At 60.0% G+C, this 21,660-nt stretch carries 11 protein-coding genes; 5 read left to right on the plus strand and 6 right to left on the minus strand.

The window, feature by feature from the left end; all coding sequences use genetic code 11:
* Positions 1 to 24: 24 nt before the first annotated feature.
* Positions 25 to 822 carry an SDR family NAD(P)-dependent oxidoreductase gene (locus CA51_RS24405; protein ID WP_145123723.1) on the minus strand — a complete coding sequence of 266 codons (798 nt, stop codon included), beginning with the start codon at positions 820 to 822 and terminating at the stop codon, positions 25 to 27.
* Between the two features lie 387 nt (positions 823 to 1,209).
* Between CA51_RS24405 and CA51_RS24410 the strand changes: the two genes are divergently transcribed.
* A complete protein-coding gene (locus tag CA51_RS24410; RefSeq protein ID WP_145123724.1) occupies positions 1,210 to 2,478 on the plus strand; it encodes a phenylacetate--CoA ligase family protein in 1,269 nt (422 codons plus the stop codon).
* Here CA51_RS24410 and CA51_RS24415 read toward each other — a convergent pair.
* Positions 2,475 to 3,302, minus strand: a complete 828-nt coding sequence (locus tag CA51_RS24415; protein ID WP_145123725.1) for an alpha/beta hydrolase family protein — start codon at positions 3,300 to 3,302, stop codon at positions 2,475 to 2,477. The two genes, CA51_RS24410 and CA51_RS24415, sit on opposite strands and share 4 nt — an antisense overlap.
* Positions 3,289 to 4,218 (minus strand): flotillin-like protein FloA, encoded by a 930-nt coding sequence (gene floA / locus CA51_RS24420; RefSeq protein ID WP_231746221.1) that lies wholly within the window; start codon positions 4,216 to 4,218, stop codon positions 3,289 to 3,291. Before floA ends, CA51_RS24415 begins: the two co-directional genes overlap by 14 nt.
* Before the next feature lie 254 nt (positions 4,219 to 4,472).
* Between floA and CA51_RS24425 the strand changes: the two genes are divergently transcribed.
* Complete coding sequence (locus tag CA51_RS24425) at positions 4,473 to 4,811, plus strand: hypothetical protein (protein ID WP_145123726.1); 339 nt, start codon at positions 4,473 to 4,475, stop codon at positions 4,809 to 4,811.
* 202 nt (positions 4,812 to 5,013) lie between these two features.
* Positions 5,014 to 6,183 (plus strand): alkaline phosphatase family protein, encoded by a 1,170-nt coding sequence (locus CA51_RS24430; protein WP_145123727.1) that lies wholly within the window; start codon positions 5,014 to 5,016, stop codon positions 6,181 to 6,183.
* Positions 6,184 to 6,692: 509 nt separating this feature from the next.
* On the opposite strand, the gene CA51_RS24435 is transcribed toward CA51_RS24430, so the two are convergent.
* Entirely contained in the window at positions 6,693 to 11,783 is a 5,091-nt protein-coding gene (locus tag CA51_RS24435; RefSeq protein WP_145123728.1) for a choice-of-anchor Q domain-containing protein, read from the minus strand.
* 90 nt (positions 11,784 to 11,873) lie between these two features.
* Positions 11,874 to 12,950, minus strand: coding sequence for a TIGR03032 family protein (locus CA51_RS24440; RefSeq protein WP_145123729.1), 1,077 nt, complete (start codon positions 12,948 to 12,950; stop codon positions 11,874 to 11,876).
* Between the two features lie 1,293 nt (positions 12,951 to 14,243).
* On the opposite strand from CA51_RS24440, the gene CA51_RS24445 reads away from it, so the two are divergent.
* Together CA51_RS24445 and CA51_RS24450 are read left to right on the plus strand one after the other, a co-directional pair.
* On the plus strand, positions 14,244 to 17,861 hold the full coding sequence (locus tag CA51_RS24445; protein WP_145123730.1) for a DUF1553 domain-containing protein: 3,618 nt from the start codon (positions 14,244 to 14,246) through the stop codon (positions 17,859 to 17,861).
* A gap of 66 nt (positions 17,862 to 17,927) precedes the next feature.
* On the plus strand, positions 17,928 to 19,196 hold the full coding sequence (locus CA51_RS24450) for a DUF1501 domain-containing protein (RefSeq protein WP_145123731.1): 1,269 nt from the start codon (positions 17,928 to 17,930) through the stop codon (positions 19,194 to 19,196).
* Between the two features lie 27 nt (positions 19,197 to 19,223).
* On the opposite strand, the gene recQ is transcribed toward CA51_RS24450, so the two are convergent.
* A complete protein-coding gene (gene recQ, locus CA51_RS24455) occupies positions 19,224 to 21,425 on the minus strand; it encodes a DNA helicase RecQ (protein ID WP_145123732.1) in 2,202 nt (733 codons plus the stop codon).
* Positions 21,426 to 21,660 lie beyond the last annotated feature (235 nt).

Genomic DNA, 21,660 nt, shown 5'->3' on the forward strand with positions numbered 1-21,660 from the left:
CGACACGGGAACTGCCAAGCTGGATTAGACGGACTGCGGCTTTTCATCGATGCGGAACATGTCGCGCCACGGCAACTGGATGCCGCCGTCGATTGTCAGCGTACTGCCGGTGACGTATTCACTGGCCGGATCGCTCAAGAAGACGATCCCACGACCGATCTCTTGCGGCTGCCCCAAACGGCCCCATGGCAATTCAGCCCCCTTTTCCTGCAGCGTCTGTTCGCTGAAGAACTTCCGTTCTCCGGGAGTGTCGATCCAGCCGGGATGCAAGATATTGACGCGGATCCGATGCTGAGCCAGTTCGACAGCGGCGGTTCGCGCCATCTGATCGATCGCGGCTTTGGCCATGTTGTACGCCATCGCGCCAGGCATCGCCTGGACCGCGTGTGGCGAACTGACGATTACGATGCTCCCCTGGGTGCCGGCATCGATCATCTTCAAACTGGCCGCCCGAAGCAGGTAGAACGGTCCCCACATCGTGACATCGATCGTTCGCCGAAAACCATCCAGATTGGCGCGATAGAAAAGTTCGCGATCACTGTACGCGGCATTCGAAACCACAATCTCCAGGCCGCCCATCCGATCCCATGCTTCGGCGACAAGCCGCTCGCAATCGGCTTGTTCGCCGGTGTCTGCTTGAATGCTTTCGGCGCGCACACCAAATTCGCGACAGCGTTTGCAAGTCGCTTCGGCCTCGTCGGCGTTGCTGAAGTAATTGATCACAACATCCGCCCCAGCCCGCGCTAGTTCGATGGCCGCCGCCGACCCAATGCCACGACTCGCTCCGCTGATCAACGCTCGTTTGCCAGACAAATTACTCAACGCAGTTTCCTTCAATGGATCGATAGTGATCGGTAAATTATGGCTCCGCGGCGATGCAAAACATGCCCGACAAAAACCGTGTTCCTGATTGAAATCATGTCGAATCGAATGGCTCGTGAAAAGAGATCTACCCGTTCAGTGACCCTGAATCCTCTAAAAGACTCCATAATTCCAATCCTATTATGCCCCAATTGGCCACGCTGTGAAGCATTTCACGGCGGAACTCGCCCAGAGTTTCAGTGGGTACCGGCCGTGGATCGAAAGTCTTGACGACTTCCGCTACGGCTAAAATAGGCAAACCGCTTACAAAAACGCTTCACGCCGTTGTCCCACCGGGCGAACGCCACAAGCTTGTTCGATGCCATCTTTATTTGTATCGTTGCGATCATGCTAACCTACGACGCTACCGATCGGCTCTCCTTCACGCGGCTCCGTCGCGACCTGCTCGAAGCGATGCAGATCGAGCGGTTCAATCGCTTGATCGAAGCGATCCTTCCGCAGAATTCATTCCACGACGACCGACTAGACGACATCCAGTTCCCGCTGCAAGCGCTCGGCGAACTGCGTCACCTGCCGACGCTTTCCAAAGCCGACCTGATCGCTGCGGGAGACATGTTTCCGCCACGCTTCCATACCTTCGATGCATCGCGTTACATCCGACTGCATCGAACCAGTGGGACGACGGGCCGGCCGCTGCCGCTGTTGGATACCGCGGACGATTGGCAATGGTGGATCGATACCTGGCAGTTTGTACTCGATGCCGCTGATGTGACAGCTGACGACCGCGCCTTCATGGCGTTTTCGTTTGGCCCCTTCATCGGTTTCTGGAGTGCCAACGATGCGCTGGCGGCTCGCGGCGCGATGGTGATCCCCGGCGGAGGCCTTTCGACAGCGGCGCGGTTGACGTTGCTGCAAGATTCCGCTGCCACGATCCTCTGCTGCACGCCGACCTACGCGCTGCATATGGCGGAAGTCGCCCGCGACGAATCGATCCCGATCGAATCGTCGGCGATCCGATGTGTGATCGTGGCGGGTGAACCGGGCGGATCGATTCCCGAGGTCCGCCAGCGGATCGAAGCTGCTTGGGGCGCCAAAGTGATCGACCACAGCGGTGCGACTGAAATCGGCCCTTGGGGCTTCGGCACCGCCGACGGCACGTCGCTGCACGTGATCGAAACCGAATTCATCGCGGAGTTCTTGTTGGAGGATGGGACTCCCGCCGCCGAGGGCCAGCTGAGCGAACTGGTGCTGACCAACCTCGGCCGCATCGGCGCTCCGATCATCCGCTACCGCACGGGCGACCTCGTCCGCCCCAGCTGGGAACATTCCGACGAATGCCGGTTCGTCCGTCTGGAGGGAGGCGTTCTGGGGCGAGCCGACGACATGGTAGTGGTCCGCGGCGTCAACGTTTTTCCCAGCAGCATCGAACGCGTGATCCGCAGCATCCCCGAACTCGGCGAGTTTCGGATCCTGTTGAGCAAACAGGGAGAGATGGACCAGGTGAGCGTCGAGGTCGAGGATCCGCAGAACGATCCGCAGCGGATCGGCAAACAATTTGAAACGGCGATCGGATTGCGGATCGCAATCAAAATCGTTCCCGAAGGTTCGCTGCCACGCTTCGAAGCCAAGGCGCGGCGCGTGGTCGACAACCGCTAGCCGGCGTCGTGCGCGTGACGCTCGATCCATCCGGCGATCACCGTCGCGGCAAACTCCAAGTCGCGAGGGTTCTTTAAAAGCAAGTGATCCGATCCGGGAAGCGTGATCAGGCTGCGAGGCAGCGGCGAATCGGAGGCTTCACCGTCGTGGCGAGGCACGATCTGCGAGACGCTTTCGTAACCAACCGTCTCATCGGTCGGCGAGTGCAACGCCAGGATCGGTTTACGGATCGCAGCGATCGTCGATTCCAGATCGTACTGCCGCCATTGATCCAGCGTCGGTTTGCGGATCGTAAACGACCGCCCGCCGATCGTCACCTGCCCCTCACCATCGACTTCGATCGCGGGGTTCATCCGCAGCATCGTATCGGCCAGGTGCCAGATGTCGCTTGGTGCGGCGATGCTGACCGTGCCGCGAATCGAATCCAATTTGTCGGTTAGCGCCAGCGAAGCCGCTCCGCCAAAACTGTGGCCGATCAGGAACGCGGGCAGATCGAACCGCGAATCAAAATATTCGACAGCGGCCCGCAGGTCGGCGAGGTTGGTTTCGAAATTGGTCTCCGCAAAGTCCCCTCGGCTGTCGCCGATCCCGGTCATATCAAACCGCAGCACGACGATCCCACGCTGCGCCAACAAGCGGCTCAACCGGACGATCGTCTTCAGATCCTTGCCGCAGGTAAAGCAGTGCGAAAAGGTAGCCCGCGCGATCGGCGGGGTGCTGGGCATCTCGATGATACCCGCCAACGGAAAACCATTGCCGCCGGGAAACTCGACGCGCTCATTGCGCCGCGGCGCGAGGGAACCCTCAGCTTCAGATCCGGCCATTACTTTCGCCTACGGTGATCCGACCGCCACGAAACGCTTCGGCCATCGCTTGCGGCACCTCCGATTCGGACAGCACCAAACGGGCTCGGTTTTCAGCGACCTTGGCCTTGTTCTCTTGCTCGACAGCAACCGCTTCGGCGCGGCGTCGTTCGGCGTTGGCGCGAGCCACACGCGTGTCGGCTTCGGCTTGATCGGCTTGCAAGCGAGCGCCGATGTTCTCGCCGACGTCGATGTCGGCGATATCGATCGAGACGATCTCGAACGCGGTGTGCGCGTCGAGTCCGCGGCTGAGCACAGCTCGTGTGATCAAGTCGGGATTCTCCAGAACCATCGAGTGCGACTTGGACGATCCCAACGAACTGATGATGCTCTCGCCAACCCGCGCGATGATCGTCTCTTCGGTCGCTCCGCCGATCAATTGCTCCAGATTCGTCCGGACCGTGACGCGCGCCCGAACTCGCAATTCGACACCGTCCATCGAGATCGCGCTAAGCGTCGTCTTGCCGCTGCGCTTGGGATCGGGACAGTCGATGACCTTCGGATAGACGCTGGTACGTACCGCATCCAAGACATCGCGGCCGGCCAGATCGATCGCCGCGGCTTGATCGAAGACCAACGGGATGTTCGCTCGGTGAGCGGCGATGATCGCGTTGATGATGTTCATCACGTTGCCACCGGCGAGATAATGAGCTTCCAAACGGCGGGTGCTAATGCCGCTGCGAGGGCTGATATCGAGGCCCGCCTGAGCCGCCATCACCTTGGCGGTAACAATTGTCGATGCATGGACCTTGCAGAAATGCATCCGCAGCAACGAAGTGATGCTGACATCGGCACCGCTCATCCACGCCTGGAACCACAGCTTGCCATACCGCAGCCCGAAGAAGGTCGCGATCAAGCCGAAGAACACGCAGAAAATGACGAAACCGAGAAACAAGGCAGCTTCGGTTGTGATGCCTAGCAGGTCGAATTGTGAAAACACGGTTAAACACCTTGGTTTTATAGCGTATTGCCTTTGCCAAAACTCATTATCAACAACATCATAGAGGTATGCCAGGTCGACGCAACCGTTTTCATCCGGCGTGAACCAACTGGCAAGCAGCGGAAATCGAAGCAACAAGAGATGATTTAAAGGCGGTCGGTTTCCCCTGTTCTCAATCACGGAGCAAGGTCATGATACGTCCAACCTATATGCCAGGCGACTGGGTCGTTTACCGCAAGAGTAAAACCGGGCCTCTTCCCGGGCCCCACGCTCAACAAGTCCACCCCTCTCCCAAGGGTGAACAGTATTCGTACGTCGTCGAAAAATATTGGGTCGTCAAACAGGTATTCTCCGACGGCCGACTGCTGCTGAAGACGCGGCGGGGCAGGGAACACATCATCGATTCGGCCGATCCAGGCCTGCGATTGGCTGGATTCCTGCGTCGCTGGATGCATCGCGACAGCTACACGATCATCGAAAAACTCACCCGCGACAGCGGTTCCAGCCCAACGATCTCGCACGAAGCCTGATCCAGCGGGCGTCTTACCCCTGCCCGCTTCGCGATATAATATGCTCCGCTGTCGTACCGGCTCCCCAACTCTCCGGGGAATCGGCCCGCGCGATACGTTGTCCTATATATTAAGATGTCGCCACCCGCATGCGACGCCGCGGTGTCGGATCGCTGCAGGCTTGCCGCTCGCCCCTCAGGTCGCTTTGAAGTCTTCATCCCCTATGCCCGCTCGCGCCATCGTTCTCTCTGTCGATGGGTTTGCCCCAGCCAGCCTGCAACCCTACGGCTGCTCGTGGCAACCGACCCCCAACCTCAACCAACTGGCCGCCAGATCGCTGGTCTTCGAGCGCTGCTACGCCGATTCGCTCGACCCGATCGCTTCGCTTTGCTCGATGCTTTCGGGAACTCACACCGCCGCAGGCGCCTCGTCGGCAGCTCCGTTCGATTCCACCGGATCGACGCTGATCACCGACTCTCCCGCCGTAGGCGATCTGCCGTTGGCAAAGTCGTTCGAAAACCAAATCGTCGTCCCGTTCGAGGTCCCCGCCGCTGCGTGCGAAGAAGTCGAAGAGACGTCGCTGGCAAATCTGTTTGCCGCCGGGATCGATGCGATCAGCGACAGCACCCAAAAGCTCTGCTGGCTGCATGCGGCGAGCCTGCCGCGATGCTGGGACGCCCCCCGTTCGCTCTGCCACGCCGACGATGAAATGCAGCTGCCGGAGCAAACGTCGCCCCCAGAGCTAACGGGGCAGGATCCCCTCGAGCCCGATGAGATGCTGGGCTGGATGACGCTTTACGGCGGGCAAGTCCGCCTGCTGGACCTCTTGATCGGAGTGTTAGTCGACGCGATCGATTCAAGCCCCGCATGCGACGAAACGCTGCTGATCGTGATCGGCACCGGCGGCATGCCTCTTGGCGAAAACAATCGCTTCGGGCTGGCGACCGACGACCATCGCAGCGCTTCGCTACACGTGCCGCTGATCATCCGCATCCCCCAACGCGATCCAATCCGTTCGATCCGGATCTGCCAACCGTGGGAGATGGCCTCCACGATCCACAGCTGGATGGACCAGTCCCCCGCGGGCCTACTGAACGACGCCACACCAGCCGGTTGGACCGACGCTCAATCGCCGACCAACTGGGCAACCGCGATCGATGGCAACGGCGAGGTCGCAAGCCTCCAAACCCCATGGTGGAACCTCTGCCTCTCGGGAACCGAAGCCGGGCTGTTCCGCAAACCGGACGACCGTTTCGACAGCAACGACATCGCGTCGCGAGCCCCCGAGATGACTCAGTTGATGCGAGAACAAGCCGAACTCGCCCTGCAATCTCTCCGCGACCAGTCCCCACGACACCAACTGCCCCCCGAAATCTTATCGGGCTCCTGGTAGCCGCCCGAGGCCGTTGGTTTGCCCACCGGAGCGGATGCAACCGCGTTGCGGTTATGTTCAGCGCGGCGTTCCCGCAGGGATCGCCGATGGTAGCCGGAGGTCGCCGCGCCGCGGCGCACCTCCGGAACACAACGCCCAACATGCGCGACGCTCCCGGAGGGAGCGCAGATCAACATGCGCCCCCGTCCGGGGCGGCGTTTGATTTCGCGAATCGTTCCGGTGGTGTTCGCTACGCTCAAACCACCGGCTACCTTCTGAGGCCGCTTCGCGGTCCATTGGCCGTTGGCCCTCTCGATGTTCGCGTGCGGCGGGGCCCCAGGCCGCTGGCCAGGGCTAGGCAAATCGCCTGGCCTTCGGCCCTGAATCCGCAGCGGATGCGCCCGCGTTGCGGTCGATGGGGGCAACCGCAAGGCCAGGCCAGTCCCCGTCCAATCCAACGCTAAACCCCATGGCACGAACCGGTAACGGTCGCACTAAACGAAACCAGAAACAGTCCCGGACAAATCCGTTTAACGTTCGCCCAACCATTGCAGGATCGCGAGATCGACCGATTCGCGTTGGTCTTCTTCATCGGTCTCTTGGTTCACCGATGGCAATGCGGAGATCGACAAAAATGCTTCACCCGTAGGTGCTTTGCCTTCGCCGCGGCCGAGGGCATTGATAATCCGCAGCGCGTCGATCGGTGCAACTTCGTTATCCCCCGAGGTATCGTAGAACTTCATCGGGAACGATCCACCCAACGATTCGGGAGCAACCAGCGTCGAGGTGCCAGGCTGAACGTAGCTCTTGCGTCCCAGTTCATTCAGGATCAGCAAAACATCGAGCGGTTCAAGCGTCCCGGAACCGTCAACGTCCAAGCGATTCAGCGGGTTGGTCCAACCTTCACCGGAGAATTCGATCGTGCTGGAAGCTGATTGGGCCGCGATGATCAATTGACCATCCTCGACTCGGGAACTGTCGATCTTAAACGTTCCGCTGCGGAAGGTGATCGTGTCGCCAAAATCCTTGACAACTCTGAGCGTCTGCCCGGCGTCGGGGATCGCCGAAACATCCTGCTCGCTAAGGGAGAGGTGGTTCTCCCCGGTCCCTCGCAAATCGAGCACCTCCACCCCCTTGATACTACCTGCGGGCAGATCGCTGGTATCAATCGATTGGCCGCTGCCGCCGACCTGCAAGATGTCGCGCCCCGTGCCACCATCGAATCCGACGGTCCCTGGGAAATCGACAAGGCTGGCGTTTAATAAAAGTGTGTCGTCGCCGCCGGTACCGGTGAAGTCGAGCACGGCCAGGCTGGCGGCGGGACCTTGGAATAAGATCGTACTCCCTTCGCGGACAATCATGTCGCTGTCGCTCTCTTCGATCGTCACACTGCCGGGAGTGATCGATGTCACGTTGACGGCGCTGCTGTCCACGGCGGTGAGCGTCGTCACGTAGTCTTCGACTTCGCCGTCGCTGGCCGCTCCGGTGACATTCAAGCCGCCGGCGGAACTCAATCGGAAACGCGCCGCCGCGCCGCCGACCGTCGCGCCGGCAGGAACTTGATAACTGAGCGTATTTGCGCCAACCGAGACGTCGACACTGTCGAAAATCTGCTCAGCAGCTTGCCATGTTCCATCGCTGTTGAAGTCGATCCAGGCGTCCAACTTACCTGCGGCCGATGCAACGACAGCCAAACTGCTGCGCGTGGCGGAGGTGCTGCTGGCGATTGCTGTCGCTAAGGAGGTCACGCCGTCGTCGCCCGTGTCGCTCGAAGCCGTCGGACTGGCAACTCCATCGAACTCCGCACCTACGCTGCTGCCAAGGAACAGATCGCCGACCGTGTGCCGCGCGCCGTCTTGAGCTTCGGTCACAGGGAAACTGGTGGGTGCATCGCCAAAGTCCAACGTGGAAGCAGACGATCCATTGACCGTGATTTGCGCTGTGACAGTCGCTTGATTGCCAGAATCATCAGTACCGGTGAAAGATACCGTAGTCACACCGACCGGCAATTCCCCCACAGCGGAAAAATCGTTGGTGATTGTCACGCTGGCATCGACAATGTCGGTGGCCGTTGCTGCACTGAGAAAATCGATGATCTCCTGCTGCGCGACCGACGCGCCCGTAGCGGTATCCGCTTCGATAGTCAGGTTCGGTGGCGCCGTGACCGACGGGGCCGTAGTGTCCACGACGGTCAGATTGACCGACGCCTGAGAAGCATTCCCCGAGGCGTCGGTTGCGGTTACGGTAACCGAGGTGGTTCCCAGCGGCAGTGTTGCGGGAGCATCGTTGACGACGGTTGGATTCGGATCGTTGTCATCATCAATCGCAAACCCGTTAAGGAAATCCTGAACTGCCTGCGACGAACGGTCGACACCCGTTGCCGATGTCGCTTCCAGCGTGGCGGGCGATGGCGAAGTAATGACGGGCGCGGTGATATCTGGCGGGATGATAACGTCGCCTGGAGATTCAAATGCCCCCATGTCGACGGTTGCCGTACCATCTCCATCACCATCGGTGATTCGAGGCAAGCCGCGGGCATCGGTTAACAAGTCGGTGCCCACCGCGTTGTTCCCCGCATCGATCGCCGGATTGGTAGTCGTTTCGGTATTGGGCAACAAGGCAACCGTCTGAACCGGGCCGCCATTGTCGGTCAACAGCGGAACGACCTGTCCATCGACCATGTGGCTGGCCAGGACCGTCGTCCAGTCGACTCCGATCACGCTGCCAATGAGATCAGGCGAGGAAGGATCGACAAAACTTGTGCCTGTCGAGTCGCCGATCAGACTCGACAGGATATGCAGGTTGATATCCGAATCGTCAGGGGCAAGAAAATCGGGAGCCGTACCGTCATCCAAATTCCCAGCGACGATCGAATTGTCGAGCGTCAGGGACGTAATATAAGAGGAGTTCTGTCCACTGAAAACGATACCGCCCCCCTCACGCGAGGTAACATTACCTGCAAGCGTGCTGCCCGTTAACTTCACCGAACCGTTCGATGAAAAGATTCCTCCCCCAAGAGCAGAAAACCCCGTGTTTCTGTTACCGCTCAACGTGCTGTTCGTTAACGTCACCAAGCCGGCGTATGTAAAGATTCCGCCGCCAGAAGCAAGATCCCCCGTGTTGCTGTTGCCGCTCAACGTGCTACCCATCAGCATCACCGAACCGTTCCACGCAAAGACTCCACCGCCAGCAGCACCATACCCAGCATTGCTGTTGCCGCTCAGCGTGCTACCGGTCAACGACACCGAACCGTTCCAGGAATCGATTCCGCCGCCCCCTACAAAATCCGCAAAGGTGTAGTTGCCGCTCAACGTGCTGCCCGTTAACGTCACCGCACCACTGTACGTAGAGATTCCGCCGCCCCCTGCATATTCCGCAAAGGTGTAGTTGCCGCTCAACGTGCTGCCCGTTAACGTCACCGGACCAATGTCCGTAGAGATTCCGCCGCCCCCTGCATATTCCGCAACGGTGTAGTTGTCGCTCAGCGTGCTCCCCGTTAAGGTCACCGAACCACTCTTCGCATAGATTCCACCGCCGCGAGCACTCTCCCCGGTGGTGCTATTGCCGCTCAGGGTGCTGTCGACCAAGGCAAGCGTGCCTGTCGAATCGAATCGGATCCCACCTCCGCTGTGTGTCGTTTCCCTCGTACCGTTTATGAATTCATTCGAACCGGTCGTGCGGCCACCGGTCAGCGTCATTTGCTGCAGCGTTACGTCGACCGATTCTCCGACGACATTCAGCACTCGCGATTGCTGATTTGCATCGATCACAGTCGTTGCTTGCCCAGAGCCAGTGATCGTAACGGTGTCGGTGATCGTCAATTCGCCAAGCCCCAGCACGATTGGCTGGGTAACGGTTTCGGAAAACGCGATCTCGTCCGCACCAGGCGAATCATTCGCAAGCGCGATCGCTTCACGCAGACTGACTTGAGGGTTGGCGCCGCTGTTGTTGCTGTAATCCAGTTCATCTAAATGGGTCGTGACGACAAACGGGGCGACGGGCAGAGGCTGCAACTCGTAAGCGCCCATGTCGACGCCGCCCCCCGCAATGCGGACAAACGGCAAGCCGCGGGCGTCAGTCGTCAAGTCGTTACCCGCCGGGTCTTTGGCCAACGCGTTGTCACCCGCATCGATCGCCGGATTGGTAGTCGTTTCGGCATTGGGCAACAAGGCAACCGTCTGGATCGGGCCCCCATTCTCGACCAACAGTGGAACGACCTGATCATCGACTGTGTGGCTGGCTAGAACCGTCGTCCAGTCGACTCCGACCACATTGCCATTGGAATCGGGCGTGGAGGAATCGAAAAGACTTGTGCCTGTCGAGTCGCCGATCAGGCTCGACCGGACATCCAAGTTGTTGGCCGGATCGTCAGGGGCAACAAAATCGGGTGCCGACTCAACGCCGCCAGCATCCATGTTCCCTGCGACGATTGAATTATGAATCGCCAGGGATTCCCCCCGACCGTCGTCCAACATGCCAATGCCGCCCCCCCGCCCCGAGGAGACATTGCCCGTGATCGTACTACCAGTGACACCGACCGCTGAGTCGCGAAACCACAACCCTCCGCCATCCGCATAATCCCCACCGGTTCTGTTGCCGCTCAACGTGCTACCCGTTATCGTCACCGAACCGCTGGACGTATAGATTCCACCGCCATCCGCATTATCCCCACCGGTTCTGTTGTCGCTTAACGTGCTACCCGTTAACGTCACCGAGCCACTGCCCGTCCTGACCCCACCGCCACTCGCACTATCCCCAGCGGTGCTGTTGCCGCTTAACGTGCTGCCGATTAACGTCACCGAACCACTAACCGTGCTGATTCCTCCGCCAACCGCCCAGACACCAGCGGTACTGTTGCCGCTTAACGTGCTACCCGTTAACGTCACCGAACCACTCGACGTACTGATCCCACCGCCCAACGCCCAGCTATCAGCGGTACTATTACCGCTTAGCACGCTGTCTGTTAACGCCACCGAACCTCGATACGTGTAGATACCACCGCCGAACGCAACTCCCCCAACAGTGCTGTTGCCGCTCAAGGTGCTACCCGATAACGTCACCGAACCACTGTACGAATAGATTCCACCGCCGCTCGCACTCTCCCCAGTGGTGCTATTGCCGCTCAGCGTGCTGTCGACCAAGGCAAGCGTGCCCGCCGAATCGAATCGGATCCCACCTCCGCTGTGTGTCGTTTCCCTCGAACCGTTTATGAATTCATTCGAACCGGTCGTGCGGCCACCGGTCAGCGTCATTTGCTGCAGCGTTACGTCGACCGATTCTCCGACGACATTCAGCACTCGCGATTGCTGATTTGCATCGATCACAGTCGTTGCTTGCCCGGAGCCAGTGATCGTAACCGTGTCGGTGATCGTCAATTCGCCAAGCCCCAGCACGATCGGCTGAGCGACGGTTTCGGAAAACGTGATCTCGTCCGCACCAGGCGAACTATTGGCCGCATCGATCGCTTCGCGCAGACTAAGCACTCCGTCGGACGCCGCGACGACGTCATCGAAAGTGGTGACATTGAAGACCGCCAGCAACCGCCGACTCTCCAGCGTCTCAACGCGCAAACGACGTGATGCGGTGAAAGACTTGCGATTTAATTTTCGTCGTTTTTTCATGGCAGTGTCTCAATATCTCGGCGTTAACAACAACGATGTCTTAGGGATATGACAGCGAGACGTTTCGTATGACGCCACACCTGTCGCGATTTATTTGCGAAGCTCCGGCGGAACATCAGCCAAGGCGTGATCGGGTAATTCAAACGAACCGGCCAGCAACTGGCGATCCTCGTTGACGAGTTCGGGGTAACGGGAACCGACCAAGACCTCGACGGCAAAGATCTCTTGGACGGCGTCTTCAAACTTGACAAACGCAACGATCTCGCCGGTCTGGATATTCACCACCCAGACACCGCAGATCCGTTCGGATAAATCGCGTTCGGCAATCGGCACGCCACCAAACACCGCCGCCTCACGAACTTGTGACAGACCGATGAAGGCCAGCGGACCGTGGAATGACAGACCTCGCGTGAACCCAGGCAATTCGACGATCGATTCGTATTTGCCCGTGCCCATGTCGATCGTGCCGAACCCGCCGGTCCCCGAATGCAAGACGAACAACTTGCCGTCGTACCAACGGGGCGAATGGGGCATCGAGAGCCCACGGGCGATGATCTCGTTGGTGTCGAGATCGATCAACAGTCCGCCATCCTTCTTATTCACACGCCAACCAGCGGGCTCATCGGTTTCACCCAGTGCCGAGACGTAGCGAATCCGGTTGTCGCGAACGGCCAGGCCGTTCAGATGACAGCAGTCACCGGGGATGTATTTGGTGATGAAGGGAGGGCGCCAGACGGGTTCAAAGTTATAGATGCCGCTGCGGCGAGCCAAACAGGAGAACAGCGTGTTGATGAAGACGACGTCGTCATCGACCCACGCCATCTCGTGAATCTGAATATCGCCGGTCCAATGTGCAACGCGAGGCAGAAAGCAAGCATCGTTGACTGCCGGGTCCAGCTTGGCAGCAGCGGCGGGAATGTTGTGGAATTCCCAGACCTGCATCGACGACCCGATCGCCAACCGGTTCGGCTCGACAGCCAGGCCCATCGGTTTCTCGAACACACGGAAGTGCGTGTTCAGAACGCCCGCCTCTGGCCGCAACATCACCAGCTTGCCCGACTGGTAGGTCGTCACGAGAATCGAAATCCCAAGCTGATCCAAGATCTCGGGCAGATTCGACGTATGCACCGATCGCAAGGCGTTGGGGGGCTCTGCGGGGGATTCCATGATGGCCTTTAGCTCCCTCCAGTACAGAACGTTCAAGTGTTAACACGAGTGACGCTCGCCAGCCGCCCATCGCAGCCACCCATCCAGCGCAACCGCAATATACCTAAAGAGTGGCCCACAGCAAGCGAAATCCATACAACCCAGCGATTAGGGACAGACGACTTGAGATTGCCGCAGATCGCAAAAGGTACCGAAAATCGCCCCTTGACCCCTTGTTCAAATAGGTTTACAGCGATGAAACCTGCCCGTTACCACGAGACAGTTAATCTCGGCGTATTTCGACTACATCCAGTGCAACGCTCCCGAAGGGATCGCAGATCGATCTGCGCCCCCGTCGGGGGCGGCGTTTGATTTACGACCAGGTTCCGGTGGTATTCGCTGCGCTCAAACCACCGGCTACCTTCTGAGGCCGCTTCGCGGTCCATGGGCCGCCGGAACGTTGGGAGCCTAGTTTGGTTTGGCGGGGCGAAGCTCCAGCAATTTGCCTAGCCCAGGCCAACGGCCTGGGCTAGGCGATCGCAGCATTCGATCGGTAGGGCCAACGGCCCGGCAATTTGCTGAGTTCGGATCGATCGGCGAACACATCGCCTGGCCTTCGGCCCGGCACCTGCATTGGGTGCGAGCACGTTACGGCCACGATCGATGCACCGAGTCCCGCAGGGACCGCAGACGGTAGCCGGAGGTCGCCGCGCCGCGGCGCACCTCCGGAACACAACGCCCACCGCGTGCGACGCTCCCGCAGGGAGCGCAGTTCGCTGTACGCCCCCGTCGGGGGCGGCATTCGATTTCGCGATTCGGTTCCGGTGGTATTCGCTACGCTCAAACCACCGGCTACCTTCTGGGGCCGCGTTGCGGCCACGATCGATGCACCGAGTCCCGCAGGGATCGCAGACGGTAGCCGGAGGTCGTCGCGCAGCGGCGCACCTCCGGAACACGACGCCCAAACGTGCCCAACGCTCCCGCAGGGATCGCAGATCGATGGTTCTGCGGGGCGAAGCTCCAGCAACCCCAAAGCTTGCGAACCGCAAAACCGACAGCCGCATTGGTTCGGTCGACGGCACCGAGCCGCGTCGCCGATACGTCTCTATGGCGACCCGATCACACCGACTCGCCTCACCGCCAAAATTCGACAAAATCGCGGCAAACGCTGCTAAAATAGGGCAGTACGACCGCTCTCCGCCGCAAGCCACGCGGTGACTTGGGCAAAAGATTGGGGTTCTGATCCCCCATCCGCCTGGTATAATGTCCACTCAACGGCCCCACCTTCACACCTCGCGCCCCCGATGATGCGATATGCGATTTCCCCACTACTGGCTTGCCTGCGTAGCCCTGATTGCAGCTCCCGCGATCCAGCCGACGTGCCAAGCCGCCGACAATAGCGGGCAACCGATCCTCCAATGGTCCTTCGACCAACAGCCTCCCGGCACGATCGTCGGCAAGGCGAGTCTGGAACCGTGGGGGCCCGCCGCTCCGGAATTCCCCGACTTCGCCAAGGACAACCAAGCGCTGTCGCTGAACGCGCCATCCTACATCCGCCTTGAAGATACGAAGGAAGAGGACCGCTACGATTTCGACAACGGCGATTGGATCTCGGTCGAAGCTTGGGTGAATCTGTATTCGATCGTTCAGCACGCCTACATCATCGGCAAAGGGCGAACCGGGCGCAGCGGTTTCGACTCCGACAACCAAAACTGGGCCGTGCGGTTGAGCAATCACCGTGGCGAAGCCTGCGTGAACTTCCTGTTCCGCAGCCGCGCCGACGAAGCTGGCCCCGCCGATTGGCATCGCTGGACCTCGTCCAAAGGCTTCGCTCCGGGAAGCGGCTGGCATCACATCGCAGTCTCCTACCAGTTTGGCAAGCCAGAGACGATCCAAGGTTTCGTCGATGGCAAGCCGGTCAAAGGTACCTGGGATATGGGAGGTCCAACCAAACGAGCCCCCGTCGTCGATGAAGACGAAGTCTGGATCGGGTCGTCGATGAAGGGAGCCCGCAGTTGTTCGTTCAACGGCGAGATCGATGAACTGAAGCTGTACCGGAACGAACTGCCCAGCGAACTGATCGCGTCGCGTTACAAATACGTTCCGCAACCGATCAAAAAGCCGGAGGTCCCCGAAGGCAAGGTCCTCGTCCAACTGCTGGGCCCCACGGCGACCTTCGATTCGATCCCGCGACGAATGGACGAACCGCAACTGGAATGGCACCAAGATTCGCTCGCGTTCTCCCAGCTTCCCTACAAATACGATGACTGGGGCATCCGCGACGATTGGACTGAAGGCAACCAAAAGTCGATGGTCGTCCGCGCATGGACCGAATTGACACTGCCGCCGGGCGATTACCAATTGCTGGTTCGATCGCGCGGCTACTCGCGACTGAAGATCGACGACCAGGACGTCGTCACGACGCCGCGGCAACCGAACCGAGCCGGTGCTCACCACGTGGTCGATCCGCTGCCGAAGGTTCCCGTGCCGGGAATGCGTCCGCACTTCATGAGCGATTCCGAACGGATCGTCGACTTCCACAGCGACGGCAAAACGCATCAGATCCTGTTCGAAGCGATCGTTGGCGGGCCGCGATATCGTCTGGAGTTTGGCGAATCGTGCGTCGCGATCGCTCGCCCCGGCGAGATGTTCGAAATCATTGGCCCAGGCAAATCGTACCCGCTGACCGACGAGGGCTGGCTGGCCTTTGCCGCCGACCACAAGCAACTGGTGGGCGACATGAACCGCGAGCGACGTCGAGCGGCAAACAAGATCCAATCCGATTATTGGCAGCAGCGACACGAATACGCGCGACAGCATCTGCTGGAAGAACCCGCGTCGCGAGAGATCGACCAGCTGATCGCCGCGAAGATCGACGCCGTCAATACAGAACGCCAAGCTGCCGCTACGGCGACCGCATCGGATACCTTCTATCGCGAGCGGATCGAACCGATCTTGGCATCCCACTGCGCCCGCTGTCACAGCGAAAAGCGGCAGGGAGAACTGAGCGTGGTCGATCGCCAATCGCTTTTAGAAGGGGGTGAATCGGGCGATCCCGCCGTCGTGCCGGGCGATCCCGACGCCAGCTATCTGATGGACCTGATCTCCGCCGATGCCGACGATTACCGCATGCCTCCCAAGGGCGACGGGCTGAGCAAAGAGGAGATTGCAGCGGTTCGCCAATGGATCGCCGACGGCGCCGCGATGACTCAGACCTCCAAGCCGCCGGTCGAACTGACCAACAACGTCGACGACTACACCTTCTTACGCCGAGTCTCGATCGACACCATCGGCCTCGCGCCGACGCTCGAAGAGATCGACCAGTTCTTCAACGACGATCCCGCCACTCGCCGCGACAACGCGATCGATCGCTTATTGAACGATCCTCGCTGGGCGGAAAACTGGGTCGGCTACTGGCAGGACGTGTTCGCAGAAAACCCGAACCTGCTGAAACCAACACTTAACAACACCGGACCGTTCCGGTTCTGGATCCTCGAGGCGTTGCAAGACAACAAACCGATCGATCGCTTTGCGACCGAGTTGATGATGATGCGGGGCAGCCAATGGTACGGCGGCTCGGCTGGATTTTCAATCGCTTCGCAAAACGATGTGCCGATGGCTGCCAAAGCCCACGTGATCGGCACCGCCTTCATGGGCGTCGAAATGAAATGCGCCCGATGCCACGACGCCCCTTACCACTCGTGGAAGCAGGGCGATCTGTTCCAGATGGCTGCGATGCTCAACCGCAATTCGATCAAGCTGCCCGAGAGCAGCACGGTACCGGCGGCCTTCTTCGAGAAGCAAGCTCGCAAATCGTTGATCGAAGTCACCCTGAAACCGGGAGCGACCGTCCGACCCGAATGGCCTTTCGCCAGCCTGTCGTCCGAGAGCGCAACGGACATCGTTCAAGATCCCTCCGATTCGCGGCAGGTCTTGGCGGCGCAAGTGACTGCTTCGCGGCGGTTCGCCGAAGTGATCGCCAACCGAATCTGGACACGATTGATGGGAGCCGGGATCGTGCAACCTGTCGACGACTGGGAAGGCAATCCGCCCAGCGATCCAGCCCTGCTGGCGGCGATTGCCGATATCCTGATCCAATCGGGCTACGACCAGAAAGAACTGCAACGGGCGATCCTTTCCAGCGACGCTTACCAACGCGTTGCGATCCCAGTCGATGGCGAACAACGCCTGTTCGCGGGCCCCTATCGCCGCCGCATGTCGGCTGAACAGATCGTCGATTCGTCGCTGCACGCCGTTGGCCAAACGATGCGTACCGAACAATTGACGATGGACATCGAAGGAACTCTGCCACCGAATACGTTTGTCAATTTTGGATTCCCCAAACGATCGTGGGAATTCACAACGTTGGCGAACGAACGCGATCGCCCCAGCCTGGCACTGCCGCGAGCCCAAGCGATCATCGACGTTTTGAAGGCCTTCGGTTGGCGGAACTCCCGCCCCGAACCGATCAGCCAACGCGAAGAGACGCCCAACCTGATCCAACCGGGCGTACTGGCCAACGCCACCTTCGGCACCTGGCTGACGCGACTGAGCGACCACAGCGAACTGACGCAATTGGCGCTGCAGGATCAAGACCTCGACGCCTTCATCGACGCGTTGTATCTGCGGATGTTGACTCGCAAACCGACCGATCCCGAACGGGCCCAGTTCCGCGAACTGCTGGAACCTGGCTACGCCGATCGATTGGTCAGCGACATCGACGCCTTTGCTCCGCAGCCTCCCAAACGGTTCCGTTATGTCTCGTGGTCGAACCACCTGAATTCGGAAGCCAATGTGATCAAGGTCGAGATGGAAGCCTACGCACGCCAAGGCGATCCACCGACACGAATGTTGACCGAAGCCTGGCGATTGCGAGCTGAAGATGCGATCTGGTCGCTGCTGAACAGCCCCGAAATGATCATGGTCCCGTAACGGACCTTTCAATCGCCCAGGAAACCTCACCTCCGACACATTCCCACGCAACCCAACGATCTTGCCATGAAACGACGACACTTTTTGCAATCGACCGCCGCTGCAGCAGCAGCCACACCACTACTCGCCTCGCAAACCAACGCGATGCCGATGGGCAAAGCGGAACACTGCGTGATGATCTGGCTCGGTGGCGGCATGGCTCAGATCGACACCTTCGATCCCAAAGCGATGGGAGACGCGAAGGCGAAGAAGGCGGGCAGCTACTACAAAGCGATCGACACCGCCGTCCCGGGCGTTCAGGTTTGCGAGCACCTTTCAGGGACCGCGCGGATGATGGATCGTGTGACCGCACTGCGAACGGTTCACCACGACGTCGTCGATGAACACGCGGCGGCGACCAACCGGATGCACACCGGCCGGCCGACGACCGGCACCGTCCAATATCCATCGATCGGTTCGATCATCGCCGACCAACGCGGTGCCGCGGGCGAAGGCGTTCCCGCTTACATGCTGATCGGATATCCCAACCTCACCCGCGGCCCGGGCTTCCTTGGCCAGAAGGCTGGTTTTGTCTACCTGACCGATATCGAATCAGGACCGGCCGGACTGGCTCGTCCGGCCGAGATCACCGACGGCCGCCAAGCCCGCCGCGAACAACTGCTCACCGCCGTCCGGTCCGCGGGCCGCAAGCGGTTTGCTGGCGACAAGCTGTACGCCGACTACGATTCGGCGGTTGCGGAGAGCCTGCGTTTGAGCGGCCCCGACTTTATGAAGTCGTTCGATCTGAGCAACGAACCGGACGACTTGCGGAACCAATATGGCGACGGCTTTGGCCAGCGTCTGCTGATGACGCGGCGGCTGTTCCAATCGGGCGTCCGTTTCATCGAAGTCTCCCACAACATGAACTTCCGCAACGGAACCGGCTGGGACACGCACAACGATGGCCAGCTGAACCAGCACGTGTTGATCCAAGAGCTAGACCGGTCGATGTCGGCGTTGATGGCTGACCTCGAAGCCCACAAGATGCTCGACAAGACGCTGATCGTGATCAACAGCGAATTTGGTCGCCCGGCTCAGTTCGATTCCGGCGGCGGCCGCGGCCATTACAGCAAGAACTTCTCGATGGTCTTGGCCGGCGGCGGCTTGCGTCACCAAGGAGCCTACGGAGTCAGCGACGAACTGGCGATGAACGCTGTCGAAAACCCGATCTCCGTTCCCGATGCCTTTGCCACGATCATGGCGACGATGGGGATCGACACCAGCATCAATCTATACGATGGCGATCGCCCCGTTCCGATCACCGATGGCGGTGTCCCGATCGCGAGCTTGTTCTAGGCAACCGCCACAGCGTCCCAAGCGGGATCATCCCGCTTCGCCTTGCCGGTTGCTCCAGCAACTGGCGACGATCCGGATCGAATCGTAATCGACCTTGCCGTCGAGGGCGTCGAAGATCGGCCGCAGCCGCTCGAGCCCCGTTTCGGCAAGCACGGCTTCGATCTGCCCGATCACCTCGGTCTCGACCCACGGCGTTGGGTCGGTGACGCGTTCGTGTTTCAGGTAGTCGTTCAAATAACCGGCCACCGTCGATCGGGCTCGCTTCAATTCGACGACCGCGTCGTCCAACGACATCCCGTTGCGGAACAGATCCATCGCGGCAAGGCTCGACGCAGCCAACGCCTTCGGTTTCTTCGCGACCGGCTTGACCGCTCGCGTCGCCACGGCGGCATCTTGCTGCAGCTCATGCTGGGCACAATAGCTGGCGATTTCCGCGAGGAAGATCTCGCCAAAGTCCTGCTGCTTCTTCTCGCCGACTCCCGAGACGCTCATCAAGCGGGGCACGTCCGATGGACGGATGCGGGCCATGTCGCGGAGCGTCACGTCGCCGAAAACGACATAAGCCGGCACCTTCTTCTCCGCGGCGATCTTGCCGCGCAACTCGCGCAAGTGCTCGAACAGCCCGCGATCTACACCCTCCCACGATTCGGCCGACGCCGCCTTGGGCTGAGCCTCTTTGTTGGCGGGGCGTAACAACCGCGGCTCCACCTCGCGGCGCAACAACTGGCGACCGCTTGGCGTCACGCTGATCGTGTTGTATTCGCCGCTACGCAACAAGAAACCTTGCTCCACCAGTTGTTCGATCCAACCGCGGACCGTGTTGACGGTCTCGCTGGAGAGCAGCCCATAGGTCGAAAGTTTGTCGTGCCCCATCTGCACTATCCGCTGCTCCTGCGATCCGACCAGACACTTGGCGTTGTAGTCGGCCCCGAACCGCTCCTCGGTCCGCAACACATTCGACAAGATCTTCTGACCGATCGTCGTCGCATCGTCGACCAAATCGATCTCGTCCAGACAGACGTCGCAGGCTCCGCAATTTTCCGCCTCGAGATCCTGGCCAAAGTAGCGGACGATCGATCGATGCCGGCACGAGACCGACGCGCAGAAGTGGTTCATCGCCTCAAGCGACGCCACTGCGGAATCGAAAACCGACGGATCGCCGCCGCGCATGATCCGCTTCCACGTCACCAGATCGCCGCCGCTGTAGATCAGCACGCATTCGGCTTCCAGGCCATCGCGCCCGGCACGCCCGCTCTCCTGTTGATAGTGCTCCAACGACTTCGGCATCCCAGCGTGGACCACGTACCGAACGTTCGATTTATCGATCCCCATCCCAAACGCGACGGTTGCCACGATCACGTCGACCTGCTCGCTGAGGAACGCTTCCTGGTTCTGCGCCCGCTGAGTATCGCTCAAACCAGCGTGATAGGGAGCGGCCTTGAAGCCCAACCGAACCAGATTCTCCGTCGTCCGGTCGACCTCCTTGCGGCTGATACAGTAGACGATTCCCGATTCGCCGGCGTGACGCTGGATGACTTCGCAGACCTGCCCGAACCGATTGTTCGCCGCCAAAACGCGATAGACCAGATTCGGGCGATCGAAACCGCCGACCAACATCTGCGGCGATTCCAATTGCAACTGCTGGGCGATGTCCTCGCGAACCTGCTGCGACGCGGTCGCCGTGTAGGCGTGCACGCCAACGCCAGGGAAGGCCTCTTTAAGGAACCGCAACTGCCGGAATTCGGGCCGGAAGTCGTGCCCCCACGCGCTGATACAGTGGGCTTCGTCGATCGCCACCATCGAAACCTTGGCAGACTTCAGGAACTCGATCATCCGCGCGTCGACAAGTCGTTCGGGGGCGACGTACAGCAGTTTCAGCTCTCCCGCCTGGATCTGGTCGGCAATCTCGCGGCGCTCGTCAGCCGAGAGCGTGCTGTTGATATACGCCGCCGAAATACCGCAACTGCGTAGCGCATCGACTTGGTCTTTCATCAACGATATCAACGGCGACACGACGACGCCCATCCCGTCGAGACAGGTCGCCGGGGCTTGGAAGCAGAGCGATTTACCGCCACCGGTCGGCAGCACAACGACGCTGTCGCGATGCTGCATCACACACTCCATCGCCTCGCGCTGCAGCGGGCGAAAGGAATCGTAACCCCAGCTTGTCTCTAGGGCGGCGAGCAGTTGCGATTCGATCGACAGATTTTCAGGTTCTTCGGTTTCCATGCTCGGAGTTTATCAGAAAGCACCCCGAATCGGCTGCCCGCCCAATCGACAATCAACGCACAATCGGTAGGCGTCGACGGCACGCTTCCTAAGCAAGACACCAGCGATTGCACGGCTTTCGTCGAGAAACGCCAAAAACACGAAGAACAAAAAACACGGCAAATCGCTGCGCAAATCGACGCCCCCCGATCCCCGCGACAAACACCGGCACACCTTTTGCATACCGCTCGATCAG

It is taken from the genome of Rosistilla oblonga (genome assembly GCF_007751715.1).
Taxonomy (GTDB): domain Bacteria; phylum Planctomycetota; class Planctomycetia; order Pirellulales; family Pirellulaceae; genus Rosistilla; species Rosistilla oblonga.